Here is a 16,545-nt window from a genome sequence, read left to right as displayed (position 1 = left end):
AACACATACTTCAAAGATATTAATGAGATGAAAGGAACAACATGAAAGAAAATCCATATTTTCAAGAAAAAGAATTTAGATGTAAATGTTGTGGCAAATTGCCTAAAGGTATGCCGCCTGATGAGCTTGTAGATGTGTTGGTAGAAATTAGAGAGCACTTTGGTAAGCCTTTGATAATTAATAGCCCTTATAGATGTCCTGAAAACAACAAAAGGAATAATGGTGCAAGTAGATCAAGACATCTAGTAGGTGATGCAGTAGATTTCATAATCAAAGATGTGCCTACAAAAGAAGTCTTTAAACATGTATTACAAACCTACAATGACAAATCTTATGGAATCGCTTTAAGCATTAATCAATATAATGAATTTGGCGGTTTTGTGCATTTAGATACAAGGGGTTACAAGGCAAGGTGGAGCTACAATAAAGATGGTGAAGCATATGTAGCAGAGTTAAAAAAAGAGTTAAATTTGGCGTAATTAATAAAATGAGAAAGGATACACATGAAAACATATATTGGCATTAAAGCTATTCAGGCAGAACCTATGGAAAAAAATGGTAAAGAGGGATATAAAGTGATTTATAAAGATGGTTATGAATCTTGGAGTCCAAAAGAAGTATTTGAAGAGGCATATTATGAATGTGATAATGCTAAGGAGCTAGAAGAGATGTGGAATAATAACCAAAACGATGTCTTAAGAGCTATTGCTGGATGGGCTTGTATTGAACAATGAAAATAGTTATATAAAAAAGGAATATCATGTCTCTAACCACTCTTATACAAGATATGATAGCCTCAAATGAGGCAGCAAAAGAAGAACTACAAAGCACAAGAGAAGAATTCACGCACTTAAAAGCATATGTAGAAACACAAACAAGTGATTCTAATATCTTAGAAATTATGCATGAGCAGTTTCTTCAAGATGAATATTTCACAAGCGACACATTCTATCAAGATATCGGAAAAGCACTCATTGATAAATACGGCTTAGGCAATCTTATAAACTTAGATAGAAATCAAGTCAATAAGGCGGTAAAAGAGTATCTAACAAAGAATTTAGATACAAAAGGCATAACTGAATATATTATGCAAAATTACACTGGTGAAATTAGAGAAGCTATGATAAGGCGTATTCGAATAGAGAGTAAAAGCATACTTGATAACTATGATTTTTCACTGCAAGTGCTGCCAAGATTAGAGGTGCTATTTAAAGAGTTTATGAAAAATTATGAATTAACAAGCTATTTAATGAAAAGCACAGCACAACTATTTGTAGCACAAGAGAGCAATTTAGCTTTTATGCTTGAACACATCGTATCAAAAGAGTTCTTAAGTTAGTTTTTTGCAGGCTATAAAATTGTATATGATTTTATATTTATTTAAAGGAGTATTATTATGAAATATGATTTGGGAATTAATGCACTAATAAATCCTGCTATGGCTGTTGGTGGAACGACTCCTTTTACTGGTATGGCTAGTAAAGCTGGTAATGTTGCTAATCCTATCAATAAAACAACTGGAGCCATGTCTAAATTCACTAAAGGATTAGATGCAGCAAATCAATTTATAGCACCAATTCAAGCTGCAGGCAGTGCAGTAGGTTTGGGATTTGATATATACAATACTATTGAATCTCAAAAGAAAGCACAAGAACAATTGGATTTAGCAAAAAAGAACTTTAATCTTGAGCTAGAAAAAGATCAAAAACAGGAGTTGGCTTATAATCAATTAGCTGCAAGTATTGATAGGGCTTGGGGTGGAGATGGTAAAGTCGAAAATACGATTGATTATAGTCAATATAAAGTAGATAATGATAAAGGTGGAGCTAGTTTAGTGAATAGCGGAGCTGGAGCTGGAGAGGTTATGGGACCTAGCAGCACTTCAACACAGGCTGTAAGCTCCAATGAATTAAGCGGTAGTGGGAATACGCCTATAATGAGTGCAGGAACGATCACGCCTGTAGGGTATAGCGAGAGTTTGACAAGTAATAATAATGAAGCAACGCAACAAAATGAAACTTCTTAAAATGCAATTAAGGGTAATACAATGGAAATGAGATGTATGAACAATACACTTATAAAAGATAACCATAATTCTATAAATAAGGCTTCAATCCTATTTTAGAGCTTTATTTTTTCTGGATGATTAGCTTTTTTAAAAATTCTTATGAGGCTTCATATCCTAAGAACTCATAACAAAAAGGTAATATATGCAAAATGAGACACATACAAAATTACTTGAAAGCTTAAGAGAGAGTATAAATCTCTTAAGGGATAGTTATGAGGAGTTTTTAGAAACAAAAGAATACTATGAGGGCAATCAACTTCCAGATGGAATTAAAACGATATTAGCAAGCAGGGGTCAGCCTATACTCTTTGAAAATATGTATGCTTTAATAGGTGAAAAGCTTTTAGGCTATAAACTGAATGCTTCTACAGAAATGAATGCAATAGGCTTTCAAAAAAATGATAGAGAAAAAGCACAAATTCTAACCAACATTATAAAAAGCATAACACAAACAAAAGACTATCAAATCAATAAACAAAAATGCGATCTTGATTTAATGTGTGGAATCTGTGCGGCTGAAGTATGGCTAGAAGAAAGCGATATAGACTCTGATTTAAAGATCACAATTAAGCATATACCAATTAATGCACTCTATATTGATCCGTATTCACAAAAAGAAGATGGGAGTGATTGTAAATATTTTCATAAAGTGCTTTATAGTGATGAAGAAGATATGATTAAGCTTTATGGGAAACATAATTATGATATTATTCATAATGCAGGGCAGAATACATATAGAAGGAGAGTGAGGTATTTTGAAAGCTTTGTATTAAACTCGCAAACACGCAAATATGATAGATTTATATGGGATAAAACACAAATATTGCATACTGATAAGAGTATATTTGATTTAAAATCTTGTCCGATTGTGATACGAAAGCTTTATACAGATTCTTCTAATGCTTTTTATGGAATATTTAGGAATGTAAAGCCTCATCAAGATTATGTAAATTTTGCTGAAAATAGAATGGCAAATATGCTAGGAAGTCAAAAAATCCTCTATGAAATGAGTGCGGTAGATAATGCAGAGGATTTTAGCAAACATGTAAGCTTAGATAATGCAGTTGTAGGGGTGAGAGATGGGGCATTAAGTAACTCAAAAATACAATTTCAAAACCATTCTAACGATGTTGCAAGTTTAAGTGCAAAAAGTAATGAACACAGACAGATAGCACGTATGCAAGCAGGTTTTAATGATGAAGCATTAGGACAGGTTACAAGCAGAGCTAGTGGCGTAGTTGTGCAACAAAGGACAAATGCGGGGCTTATGGGCATACAAAGATTTTTAACCTCTAGTGATTTATTTGATAAAAGCGTGTTTTCTGTATGTTTGGAATATATTACCAAATATTTCGATAAAGCACAGATCTTTAGAATTGTAGAAGAAGACACTTTTGAAAACTATTTTGAGATTAATACCAATGACACAAATAAAATAGAGATAGGAAGCTATGATATTGTAATAGAGACTAAGGCTAAGAATAATTCTACAAGAGAAGAGAGGTTTAGCCAATGGGTAGAGCTCATTAAAAGCGGATTTGTGCCACAAGAGGCTATGAATGATATACTTCCTTTGGTATTAGATGATTCAGATTCTAGTGTAAGTGCTAAGGTGAGAAAAGTCTTAGCACAAAAGGCAGAAGAAGCCAAAAACAATCCTTTAGCACAACAAATGCAACAATTGCAAATGCAGATGCAACAACTCCAACTTCAAGTCTTACAAGCTACTGCTAAAGAGAAAGAAGCTAAGGCTATGAAATATGAAGCACAAGCAAATGCAGGGGATATAAAGCTGCCAAAGGGAGATAAATAGATTAGTAGTGCGTTATCTCTTTGTTGCTTTTAAGTGAGTTATAAATTTTGTTTCGGTCATGTATTATATATACACTCTCATAAAAATTTCAACAGCACTTAAAATCAATCAAAGATATTGCTGCACGCAGAATCTGCTTTATGCGATTATGTTTGCAAAAATCTTAAAGTCTTAGAAATCAAAATAAAAACTTTTTATTGCGACTACAGCAAAGCTAAAAAGCTTTGCCCCTGCTTATCACAGGCATTCTTAGTTTATCCTTTAAAACCTATTTTAGCAAAGCTAAAATTAAGCTCAAAAAAGATATAATAAACCCAAGAATTGTTAGTAGCAATTCGGCGTTCATATAAACTTCCTTTCTACAAGGTTGTTTAGATTTAACCGAAAGGTCGCGACCCTTTCGGTTAGCAACCTCAAATAGAATTATATCCACTATTCGCTTAATTATCTATAATCAAAGATAAATATTAAAATCTTAACCGATATTTGCTTTTTGTATGTTTTTCTCTACAATATGGCATTTTATTACGGATGGGAGTTATAATGCCTACACAATTAAATCAGACACAAGACCAAACACAGAATCAAGTACAACCAATCGATAAAACAACAGGCGATATTTATGTAACTGAAAAAAATCTAGAAGAGATTCTAAAAAAGCTTAATGCGTCCTTAGGCGATGAAGCATTAAAAGAGGTTATTGAGCAACAAAAACAAGCCCTAGAGCAACTTAATAAAGAGTTTGCAGAACAATTAAAAGAGAAAAACGATAAGATTGCAGAGCTAGAAAAGCAAATCAATGATTTATTGCTTAATCAGCCAGTAGATCCTAATGATCCAAATATTGGGAACACTTTAGTTGAGCTAAAAAAACAATTAGAAGCCCTAAGGCAAGAAGCAGCAGCTGAAGCACTAGAGCAAGACAAGATAAAAGCTGATCTAGAAGCAAATGCAAATGATGACATGGCGACTAAAAAAGAGCTAGAAGCAATCAAGGAGCAATTAAATAATATAGAAAATGGTTTAAGTCCTGATTTTATCTTAAATGATATTTTAAAGGATCCAAAGAAAGCACAAGAAATCATTCAAGAGATTTTAAAGAATCCACATAATTTCCCACCCTTTAATCTCAATCCTTTGGTTGATGCAAATAGTGATATATTTGCACAAGTGCGAGAGACGCTTAACACTTCAAGAGAGCTTTTAAGACTTTTAAGCACACTTGATTATGTAAATAATGATTTTCAAGGAGATGTAACTCAATTGAAAGAAGAGTTAAAACAAGCCTTGCAAGATATATTAGATAAAAGGGATGAGGCTTTAACGCAGTTTGAAACCATAATACAAGCCCTAGAGACAGAAGTAAAAGATATTAAGGTGATTATGCAAACACTCACAAAGGAGAGGGAGTATTATGAGCTTTTAAAACATGAAACAAAGTATTACCATGATGAGAGCTTTGCATTATATGTTTTATGTGATGATTATGCAAGTTTTTGTGTGAATATAAAAAATGATTGTATTACTTTGCGTGATGATATGAAAGCACTCCAAATTGATATAGAAGCAATCAAAGAGGAGACAAGAAGCTATAGAGATCAGGTAGAGTTCTGGCATACAAGCTTAGTAAATATGGGCTATGATAAGCTTGTAGCAAAAATCAATCAATTAGAAGCTTTGATTAATACTATGGGAGAACAAAAGAAGCAAGAAATGCTAGAGGCTATTAGCATTTTAGGAGATCAATATAAAGCAGAACTAAAAGAAATATTGCTTGATTATAAAGCATTGCTTCTAGGGGATTTTAAGGAGTATTCAAATGCTTTGGATTCTTTATCAAGAGAGATTATAGAACTTATTGATGATAAAAAGTTAGAAGCACTTGATCAAATCAATATTACTACGCTCTCAAGTCTTGATAGTTTGCAAAAGACAAAACAAGTAATTCTTGATTTAATTAATGTGCAAACAGATGAGGCAATCGAAGAACTTACGCAGCATAAAGCAGACTATTTAGTAGAGCTTCAAGACACCAAAACAGATTCTATAAATAGTATCAATGAGGCTTTTGCTGGAGCTGGAGCTGCGTTTATGGCAGAGATTGCAAGGCTTAATGCTGAAATACTTGGCATTAAGGGCGAATTGATCGCATTTGGACATGATTTTAAAACAGAGCATATCACACAAACTCAAACTTGGACCACACCACTAGGAGCTAAGAGAAATTATCTTATATTTTTGCAAGGCGGTAGCGGGTATGATAATTCTAGCAAGAATGGTGGGATTACTAGCTTTGGGGATTTAAAGAGTGTTAATGGAGGACTTGGATCGAGTGCAGGACGTGGGAGCAGTGGAGAATGTAGCTTTTTTACTGCACTCTTAGAGGGCGGAGTAAGTATAAATATAACTATTGGTGAGGGTAGGACATCTGGTTTTGTAAGTATTAGCTATACTTTAGAAGGTATCTCACAAGCACAACAAGCAGAAGATGGCACAGAACAAGAGGATGAGACACAAAGCGTATAAAGGGGCTTTATGGAAGTATCTAGACTACTATTAGAGGTGAGATCAAGATTGCATGATGAAAAGTCGGAAAAATGGAATGATACTGAAATACTTGATTGCATTAATCTAGCTTATATTAATTTAGCAAGAATCTTAAGACTTTTTTTGCAACAACGAGAATATAAGATACAAAAAGATTTAGTGCAAGATTTACCCACAAACTTTTTAGATATAAAGAATATACAAAGGGATAATAAAGAAATCCCTATATTAAGAGCATATCAAACAGGGCAAAAACCTTATGAATATGTGAGTATTAATAATGATAAGATTATATTTAACAAGACTGGAAATTATATCATGACATATTATTGTTACTACATCATTGTGGGTAAAGAAGATAAACTCAATATCACATATATTGCTCACAATGCGTTGTTGTTTCATGCCTTGTATTTGTTATTGCAAAAAAAGCCTAGTGCAAATGCACTGCAAGAAGTTAGCTTTTATAAGGGATTATATGAAAATGAGATCAAAGAATTACAAAGAGATACTTACAGAATGCATGAGAGTAGGTTTTTGACAAGCAGCTATGTTCTTTTATGAGAAACACATCTGTTAATACACTATTTTGCATAATGTCTAAAAACACTTAAAGAGAGGATTATTATGAATAAAATTCAAGTCTCAACTATCGCGAAGCCAAGAGATGAATATACAAGTAAATTTAATCTCAACACGCAGACAAAAAAGGAATGGATTGCTAAAAAGCCAAGTATTTTTAATATTTTAAGATTCCAAAATCAAACAATAAATCCAAGTGATTATTATGCTCCCATCTCTAAGACTTATAGAGAAAATGACATCTTTATTGCTGGAAGAGAAGGATGTGTTATATTTGTATTATGTGTTGGGGCAAGTGGATATGGCACACAGACTAAGGGATATGGAACACAATATCCTAGCACTTGGAGTGATCCTGTAGGAGGGTGGCAAATTGATGATAAAACAGATGATAGAACTCAAATCTATGATAAGGTATTAAGAAGAACAGATTATGTGCATAATCCACCACAAAGCCTTGCTACTCCCTCAAGCTTTGGGAGCTATTTGAGTGCCAATGCAGGTTTAAACATAGCAGAAAATACAATCACGCAGTACCAAAATTATAGGACTTGGACGATTAGAGGTTGGGAGAGTGGTTGGGATTGGGGCAATGGGCAGTATAGATATAGAAGCGAAACCCAAAACATAAAGCTTTCTAGCGGAGCATTTGATGGAGATTTGCTTGGAAGTGATGCTCAAGTAAGATTTGGAGTATTTCGCCTTGCACCAAATGAAGTAGTGCCTATTTCTGTAGGCAAAGGTTTTGTAAATGGGCATATAGATATAGTCTATTTTGAATTAAGAAATGGCAATAATGAGGCTATATCAAAACCAAGTAATCCAAATGATGTAACACAAAATATACCTACAACGCCACCAAAAGAAGACACGCAAACACCGCCTGTTATATTGCCTTTAACACTTGCCATAAAACCTGATAGGCTAGAATTAGAAAGAGGGACTAAAGAAACAATAGAGATTATCACAAATGCTCCAAGTTTCACAAGCAATATGCAAGATGATACTATTGCAAGTTTTGATGAGACCACAAAAGAAATCACTGCAAATCTAAAAGGTGATACCATGCTAATTATTGAAGCAGTGAGAGATAATGAAACTATACGCAGAGCAGTAGCTATAAAAGTCATTGAAAAAGAAATCATTACACCCCCTACACAGCCAGAGCCAGAGGAACAAACAGAAATGATCAATGTAGCTCCATATCGTTTTGATATGAGTATGTTTAATATAGAGGAGCTAAGCTATTTATATGTGTTATCTCTTGCTTTTTCAGAGTTTATTGCAATTGCAACAAATGAGAATTTACCAAATGTTATATTTAAACCTTTTAGTCAAGAGAAAAAAGCAGAGTTGCAAACAATATATGATACGTATAGGGTGAGTGATCCTACCATGCGAACAACACTAGAGCAATATGGGCTTGTCTTGCTTGCTAATATTGGAAGTTATATTAACTTGTATCAGTTTGTTGCAAATAGAGATGAAGCACATTTGGAATCATTAAAAAACCTTATACAAGAGAAAATACAAGTCATAGAAGGGATTGAATATAACTATGAGCTCAAAGACTTTGTTAAGAACATGGACCATGAAAGCTTGGTTACAAATATTACAATATGGGTAAAAGAGCTTGATAAACTTATTACCCGAAATCTTATTACAGAAGAAGAGAATACAAGCAATGTAGAGCTTAATTCTCTTGATGTGATCTTTTCTAAAGAGCCAAATAGTTATATTACTAGGAATGAAACAAAAGAAGAGCTAAAGGTAGAAAGCTTTAATCAAACTTGGAATGATCCAATAGACACTGATTATATCCATGAACTTTACTTCTTTATCATATATGCACAAGCAGGAGTAAATTATACAATGCAGCAAGTAAAAGAAACATGGGCATTGCAAAAAAACACAGCAGGAGACAATAATGTATCAAATACACCAGAAAAAAGGCAAGATTTTATTAATATCAAACCTAATGTAATAGGAGAGATATTTATAAAAGCTTATGAAACTGATATGAAAGATGAATTATTTGAAACTTATGAAGAAGATCTGTATAAAATGAGGTTAAAGGAGAGTATCTACACATTGAGTAATAAAGAATTAATAGAACTTTTCACAAAGGCATGTCAAAGGGTATATGCGATAAATAAGGGCTAAATATAATGGATGATAGGTAGCAAATAACCGATATATACTTATGCTTTTACTTATATTAAACTCATGCAAAAAGATTCTCAAGGGGTTTGCATGGGTTATTTATTTACACCACAACAACAAGAAAAAGATAAAGATTTTATTTCTTCTACACTTGAAGAACTAAAAACTACAAATCTATTAAAACAAGCACAAGAAAGCGTAAATAATGCTAATTTAAACGCACAGAACACAAACATACCTCAAAACACAATCTCACAACATACTGCAAATAACGCACAAATTCCACAAGATAAACAAACACAACAAAATATCGGTAATATCAATATAGGTAGCAATGTCTCATCCACGCAAAGTCAAAACATGCTACCACAAGAAAGCATTACAAAACCACAAACAAATACCACGCCTACACAAGCATACACCACTACGCAAAATAACACACATGCAAATGCCTTTGATAAAGAAATAGCTCTAAGCAGTAACAAAGATTTTAAACCACAAAGCCAGACTACACAACAAGCACAGATTCCACAAACACCATTTAAATCCAAGAAAAGCACATTGCAAAGAGAAAGAGAAGCAACAAAATATGATACACACTTTAATCAATCTGCATACACAAGAAACACAACTGCATTCTTAGGCGAACCGCATGAATTTAAAAACTATAAACTTGCTATGGCAGCAAAATCAAATCTATTACACAATATCGATGATGATGCAAATGTGGATGATGAAGTCTTTAAAAGATTTAGATTAATAGATAGGGCAGTAGCAGCTCTTGAGACTGCCAAAAAGACTTATGGCAAAGATTCAAAGGAATATAAAAATGTTTTAGAACAATACATGCAATATGGCATATTAAAAGACAATGATATTACAGATTATGAAAGTTTGGCAAGATTTTATGAACGTGGAGGGAATGTAGGATTTAAGATAAAGTTTAAAGAGAGTAAGCCTCAAAAAACAGAGACAAAAGAAGAGGCAAAAAATGAGGAAGCAGATACAACAAACAAACAACGTGACATAAAAGAATTTGTTACAGCACTTAAGGATTTTAGCACAAAAAAACAAGAAAGAGAGCAAAAAGACAAGGGATACTTAGAACAAGTTTCAGATTGGTTTAACAATACATATAAATTTGATAATAAAAATAACTTAGAGGAACAAATAAAAAATGGATTTAGTCCGATTGAAGGCTTTAATATACTAGAAGCAGGTGGATTAGAAAAGGTTTTAGGAGAATATAAAAAAAATCTTGAAGGCATAACAACAATAGATGGAAGACCACTTAATGCTCATAGCCACTTCGCAAGTTATATTAATGGTCAGAGAGATATAGCAAAAGGGGCACTAGATACCCTTACTTTTGGGCTAACCTCCTTGCTACCAGAAGGGCAATACCAACATGTAGAAGAGTTCTTTAAGTATATGGATATGGCAATAAGTGTGAGCGAGGGAGCTTCTAAGGCTTTCAATGAATTTAGAGATATCTATGCAGATATGCTCAATGAAGATTCACCTTCAAAACAAGCACAACTAAAAGAAAAAGCATACAAGAAACTCAAAGAAGCAAAAGAAAAATATGAGAGCAGCCCTGCTAAAGTCTATGCAGACTCTAACCTTGATAGAATTGCTGAAACAATAAAGCATGAGCACGATTATGGCAGAATATTTAATTTCTTGCGAGATAAAAACATACAAAAAGAGGTAAAACAAGCTTTTCTAAGTGATTTTGCAACTATCTTGAAAAAAGATGAAAAATACAAAGATTTAGATTCTCTTGCCTTCACTAAAGATAATACACTCATTGCTATCATGAATGAAAAAGAGGGGCAAAAAGCTTATGCGATCAACCCTACTTTAATGTCTAGCATACTCTATAGTCTTTATGCGGCTAAGGGCGAGGTAATAGGCGGTATTGCTGGTGCTGCATATGGGGCAATGCAGGGGGCAAGTAAAGTAAAAATTGGAGGTGCTGCAGGGAAAGCTACTGGAGCTTTAACAGGTGGTATTCTTGGTTCTATGATTGGGACAAGCATTGGAGCATTAACAGATTCTGCTATCAATAAAATTGTGACTGGTTATGCCAATAGTGATTTGGGTGTAAAAAAGGCACTAGAGGCTGCAAGCCTTGATCTAATTGGAAATGCGGCTATAATGGGTATGGCTAAAGGCGTAGCTAAAGCACAAGATGTATTTTCCAAGTTTGATATACAACAAGCAGCAAAAAACATTGGCAATAAATCTGCATTATTCCTTCATGGCAATGTCAATTCAGTGACAAACTTCTTAGCTAAAAATGCACTAGATAGCAACGAAAGAGAAGCTATAATGCAGACCGCACAAAAACAATTCTTAAATGGCAGAAGCCTTGCAGAGTATAAGAGCGATACAAGTATCCCAAAGCTAGAGCGATTAAAAGCTGCATGGCAGTATGAAAAATATATCAATAAAGAGAGTATGGCAAAAGGGAAAGAAAAGCTAGAAGCTTTAAGCAAAGATTTTGAAAGCTTTCAAACTACAAGTATGGAATCTAATCGTCCTATAATGGATATACTGCAAGATATGTTTGAAGGTAAGGCTACACGCATTGAAAGAGAAAAGTTCTTACGCTTTGTAGCTCAAAATGAAGCCTTGCATTCTGCTTTAAGTAGTGTTATCTCTAAAAATCCAACACTTGCCCAAAACTTTGGAAAATTCATAGATAAAAGGGCAAATAATGTCGCAAAAAGTATAGAGAGTGAAGCTCTAACGCAAAGAATGTTTAAAGATATGGATAGCGACTATGCAAAAGGGTTAAAAGAAAGATATGGCAGGGTAGAATTTGATATTGTGCGTTCGCTAGATCATCTAGATTTTAGCGATACTGCAAAGAACATACAAGATACTTTAATCAATTTAAAACAATCTATACCGCATGTAACAAATGCAGGACAAACTATCAGTGCTATGCTAGAAAAGCTTCAAGCACGAAGCAATACACAAGGGGATATAGCTCTAAAGATAGATGATTTGCTTGATATTCGTAAATATTATAATGATATATTGCGTTCTAAGGATTTTAAAAACGCAAGCTACAAGCATTTGCAAGCTATCAATAAAGAAATAGATTCTGCTATAGAATCTAGTCTTAAAGATTTAGAGAACAAAAGCGGAATAAATACAACTAAGCTTTTAAACAATTACAAAGACATCAATAAAGAGTATGCAGATTATGCGAGATTCAAAGAAAGCGAATTTTATAAAGACGTTGTAAAAACGAAAAAAAAAGAAAAAGATCTAAGTAATGAAAACTTTAACAAAGCAATATTAAAACAAGCACAAAGAAGTGAGGGCTTTAACAATAAAGTCTTTAACAAAATTGCAAACAATACAGATAAAAACCTGCAAGCCCAAGTTATAAAGGAGCTTATACAAAAGAATATCACCAATGGAAACGGACAGCTAAAAGCAATAAAATGGCAAGAACTCATAGAGGATTTAGAAAAGATTGAACACAGCATTACAGATTCTGGTTTAAAGAGCTTAATTGCTAACTTCAAACAAGCCCAAAAGCTTTATCATGCAGACAATGAGTTTTTACAAGCGGTGCAAAGAAGTATAGGCAGCAAACCTGCTAATGTGCTTATAAGCAGTGCGAGTGGATTATTTGGGAGGACATTGTTACTCTTTTATAATTTTGTGCATAAGAGTATGTCAAGATTTGCAGGGGCTTTATCTGAAAACCTTGCTCATCAAAGTCTAGAACATCAATTAGCTCTGGCACTAAGATATGCAAGAGATACAAAAGATTTTATACATGTTAGTATAGATTCTATCTCTAAGAATATGCCAAAAGAAGATAAAGAAACAGGTAGGATATTAAGAGAACTATCATATTGGAAAGATCAATTTGAAAAAGATCACATTGCAAGTTTTTATACCATAAAAGAAGCACAGCAAACACAATATGCCATCAATGCACACCAAGCACAATTAATAGAGTATAAAGCAGTTATTAATCATGCTATGCAGAAAACAGAACAGGATATGCAGGGCTTACATAAGGGGGTTGTAGATTCTATAAAGGGAGTGGCTCAACAACAAATAATCCCTTTACAACAATTTGGAGAAAATTACGCAGAGTTTCAAGGCAAGGGTGCTTTAGCAATAGAGCATTTATTACAAGTCAAACAAGGACAAGTCGCAGGTGCATTCCATAAAGATGGCTTAGGGGATATTGATTTGGTATGGGGAGAAGTGCAAGGGAGCGGTAAAGACGCCAAAGGCTTTGGACTTGTTAAGATATTAGAAAAACATATTGATGAATTTAAGGATTTTATAGGAGATACAAAAGAGACTAAACTGATTAATGGGCTTAATGAAATTATAGAAAAAGGAAAAGTATTAAGCAAAAATGGAGTTAATACAATCATTTTAAGTAAAAACAACAAAGAATATAGAGTAGGTTTGTCAAAAGGTTTTAATGGTAAAGGTGAAAATAAATGGGTAATAACTGCATACGAATACAATCCACAAATAAAGCGAGGAAGTGCCGAGACTTCCTACCACGACACTTTTACAGATAAGGCTCCCTTATCAAACTCTAAAGAGGATACTACCACACAAAAACAAACAAACCAAGATATGGAAAGAGAAATCCCACAAAACCTACAAGAAGCTTGGTTAAAAGAATTTAACCTTAAAAGCATTACAGAGGATTTTATACCGCAGTTTAACGATGAAATAAGACAGGCTCTAGATAAAGCGGGAATTAGGCAAGATTTTCACTTAAAGTTAGGAAGTCTTGTAAAGCTTGATAATAAGCAAAGAGAAGCATTTTTACCCTATATTAAGCCAACAATTGAACACCCTAATCTTATTTTAGACAATGGGAAAGGCATATTATTCATTAAAGAATTTGTGGATAGCGATAAAAATCGATATTTCATGAGTGTTGCAAAAGATTTTAATAATGAATGGATATTCTCAAGCCATACACGAAGAGAGTTAAATAATATTAACAATGAATTGCAAAAATCTAAGGTGATTTACAATAACGGATTTAAAGGCGGAGAAGTTGCTGGTGCGTCTGATATATTAGAATCGGGCGGAACTACTACTAAGCCCTCTGACTTGCAGATTACATACCCCGCTAACCATAGTAGTGGCAAAAATCCTAACCCTAACGCTACCACAATAAAACAAACAAAGCAAGATATGGAAAGAGAAATCCCATATAATACACAAGTAGAGTTTGATAGACAAGGTATGGCTGAATTCCAAAGAAGGATAGAAAATGGAGAAATACAATTAGAAAAAGCAACACAAAGACATTTAGACAATATATATAAACAATATGAGATGTTGCAAGAGAGAGCAAGAGAACTAGAAGAGAGTTTAAAGAGCCTTAAAGTTCTTGATGAGGAAAGCATATTAAAAACTAATAGCACTATTATAAGCCAAACACAAAGAGCTTTAAATGCAGTGCAAGATAATATTAGCTTTACCAAAGAAGCTATAAAAGATATAGAGAATGAATTAGGTGCAAATAGCAATAAGGCTTTAATGCCATATAATGTTATACAACATGCAGGACCAAAAATACAAGGCTTAGGCAATAATCTTTTAACACAAGCTACAACAAAAACTAACATAGTCTCTACTCAATCTAAACCAAGCTTTATTGCAAATCTCATAAAACCACAAAATAACACAACACAAGTCCTAATCCCTTATAACACAAATAAAGAGGCAAATAATGCTTTAATCTCTTATAACAGAGCACAAGATCCCAAACTATTAGCACGTAATGAAGCTAAACTCCTTGAGTATAAGCAAACCCTAAATACCTTGCAAAAGCTAGAAAAAAGCTTTAAAGATTTCATGTCCTTGCCTTTTAGTATTATTGTAGATTCTAAGGGCAATGCACTGCCTTTAACTTCACAAGCGATAAAAAACTTTATATTTCATAATCTCTATAAAGAGTATATGAGTGTAATAAAAGCCCTAGATAAGCCTACATTAGCCCTAGACTTTAAGCCTTTATCTCATGAGATAAAGGCACTGCCCTACAAGGCTAATGCCAATCTAAAAGCACATTTAAACGACATTAATGCTAAGACTAATGATTTCTTAGATTCAGTGCAGGAGTTTAAAAAGAGCACACAAGAGATAAAGTTATTGCCTTATCATAAGCATACTGAAAATAAAGCACTAGATCAGTTTGGTAATGTGATGGGAAAGCCTTTTCAGACTGATAGCATACTTGTTGAAAACATGAAAAAGAATACATGGCATGAGGATGAACGCTATAATGTTTTTAACCCTAAATATCATAGCTATAAAATGATAGACAACAAAGAAGTCATAAAAATACCAGACTTTATACTAAGCGAGAGTGGAAAAACAAGAAAAAGGCTAGTGGAACAAGAATCAAAGCAAATAGAGCTAATAGAGCAAATAAACGCAGGACAAACAGATAAGTTTGATGAATTCATGGTTAATGAAAAAAAGGTGCTTGAATTTTTTGCAGAGGAATTTGGCTTTAAGGATAGTGGAATAGCACAAAGATGTTTGGGTATGGCAGATATGCTACAAAACAATAACCTTAAAGAGAAGTATTTAGAAGAAGTTATGAAAACAAGCTATCAGACACGCCATTATAAAGAATCAACTAATAAAGACATACTAAAAGCCTATCAAAAAGTATATGATATAAATAGGGCTAATCATGCAAATACAGAGCTACAAGACATTTCATTCACAGATAAGAGAGGCAATGAAAAGATTCTAAGCAAAGAGACACAAGAACAATGGCTAAAAACCTTTGGGCTTGAAAACCTAGAACAAAGCTATATCCCAAAACACTCACAAGAGATACAACAAGCTCTAGGTGGTAAAGAAATAAAACTCACAAAGGGGAGTTTATTAAAGCTTGTGAGTAAAGAAAGAGAGCGATATATACCGCAGGTAAAGGAGACTTTGGATAATCCAGATTATATTTTAAAAGATATAGATGAAATGATTATTTTAGCAAAGAAAATCGATGACAAGCAGTATTTTACAAGCATTAATTTGGAAACAGATGATTTTTTAATCAGTATTTCAAATGCACCAAAGAAAGAAAACATATTAAAAAATAAAGTAGAAAAGGGAGCAAAAATAATCTATCAATCTCCAAACTCCGAGTCAATTTTCTACACGCCAGAGCTTTTACAAGCCTCGCAATCTTTAGCCAACAAGATTGATAGCTCTAATTCTAGCATAAAAAATACAAACGAGCTAACACAACAAGCCAAAGAGCAAGGCTTGTCACAAGTGCAAAGCAATACCAATGCACAGCAATTAACATTACACGACATACAAGAAAGATTAACTGCTAGAAAAA

The 16,545-nt window shown here is 33.5% G+C and carries 9 protein-coding genes; all 9 read left to right on the top strand.

Annotated features, from left to right (window positions below; translation table 11 throughout):
- Positions 1–41 precede the first annotated feature (41 nt).
- Positions 42–479, top strand: coding sequence for a D-Ala-D-Ala carboxypeptidase family metallohydrolase (locus LS81_RS01940; protein ID WP_034345557.1), 438 nt, complete (start codon positions 42–44; stop codon positions 477–479).
- 24 nt (positions 480–503) lie between these two features.
- Positions 504–734 (top strand): hypothetical protein, encoded by a 231-nt coding sequence (locus LS81_RS11490; RefSeq protein ID WP_034345555.1) that lies wholly within the window; start codon positions 504–506, stop codon positions 732–734.
- Between the two features lie 26 nt (positions 735–760).
- On the top strand, positions 761–1,339 hold the full coding sequence (locus LS81_RS01930) for a hypothetical protein (protein WP_233715920.1): 579 nt from the start codon (positions 761–763) through the stop codon (positions 1,337–1,339).
- A gap of 57 nt (positions 1,340–1,396) precedes the next feature.
- The gene (locus LS81_RS01925) at positions 1,397–2,026 is read left to right on the top strand and encodes a hypothetical protein (protein WP_034345551.1); all 630 of its coding nucleotides are present in this window, start codon (positions 1,397–1,399) and stop codon (positions 2,024–2,026) included.
- Positions 2,027–2,210: 184 nt separating this feature from the next.
- On the top strand, positions 2,211–3,881 hold the full coding sequence (locus tag LS81_RS01920) for a portal protein (RefSeq protein WP_104696505.1): 1,671 nt from the start codon (positions 2,211–2,213) through the stop codon (positions 3,879–3,881).
- A 543-nt stretch (positions 3,882–4,424) separates the two neighbouring features.
- Entirely contained in the window at positions 4,425–6,407 is a 1,983-nt protein-coding gene (locus tag LS81_RS01915; RefSeq protein ID WP_034344166.1) for a hypothetical protein, read from the top strand.
- Between the two features lie 9 nt (positions 6,408–6,416).
- Positions 6,417–6,992: a phage adaptor protein gene (locus LS81_RS01910; RefSeq protein WP_034344168.1), complete on the top strand. Its 576-nt coding sequence runs from the start codon at positions 6,417–6,419 to the stop codon at positions 6,990–6,992.
- Positions 6,993–7,055: 63 nt separating this feature from the next.
- The gene (locus LS81_RS01905; protein ID WP_034344170.1) at positions 7,056–9,173 is read left to right on the top strand and encodes a hypothetical protein; all 2,118 of its coding nucleotides are present in this window, start codon (positions 7,056–7,058) and stop codon (positions 9,171–9,173) included.
- 90 nt (positions 9,174–9,263) lie between these two features.
- Positions 9,264–16,545 (top strand): putative barnase/colicin E5 family endoribonuclease (locus tag LS81_RS11190; protein ID WP_161976738.1); only part of this gene is annotated, 7,282 nt, incomplete at its 3' end.

The sequence above is a fragment of the Helicobacter trogontum genome, assembly GCF_000765905.2.
Taxonomy (GTDB): Bacteria; Campylobacterota; Campylobacteria; order Campylobacterales; family Helicobacteraceae; genus Helicobacter_A; species Helicobacter_A trogontum.
Note: the sequence above shows the minus strand (reverse complement) of the source record. Positions and strands in the feature narration are given on the sequence as shown.

Excerpts from the sequence above, each read along its gene's own strand:
- LS81_RS01940 (WP_034345557.1), top strand. The coding sequence starts at position 42 with ATGAAAGAAAATCCATATTTTCAAGAAAAAGAATTTAGATGTAAATGT.
- LS81_RS11490 (WP_034345555.1), top strand. The coding sequence starts at position 504 with ATGAAAACATATATTGGCATTAAAGCTATTCAGGCAGAACCTATGGAA.
- LS81_RS01930 (WP_233715920.1), top strand. The coding sequence starts at position 761 with ATGTCTCTAACCACTCTTATACAAGATATGATAGCCTCAAATGAGGCA.
- LS81_RS01925 (WP_034345551.1), top strand. The coding sequence starts at position 1,397 with ATGAAATATGATTTGGGAATTAATGCACTAATAAATCCTGCTATGGCT.
- LS81_RS01920 (WP_104696505.1), top strand. The coding sequence starts at position 2,211 with ATGCAAAATGAGACACATACAAAATTACTTGAAAGCTTAAGAGAGAGT.
- LS81_RS01915 (WP_034344166.1), top strand. The coding sequence starts at position 4,425 with ATGCCTACACAATTAAATCAGACACAAGACCAAACACAGAATCAAGTA.
- LS81_RS01910 (WP_034344168.1), top strand. The coding sequence starts at position 6,417 with ATGGAAGTATCTAGACTACTATTAGAGGTGAGATCAAGATTGCATGAT.
- LS81_RS01905 (WP_034344170.1), top strand. The coding sequence starts at position 7,056 with ATGAATAAAATTCAAGTCTCAACTATCGCGAAGCCAAGAGATGAATAT.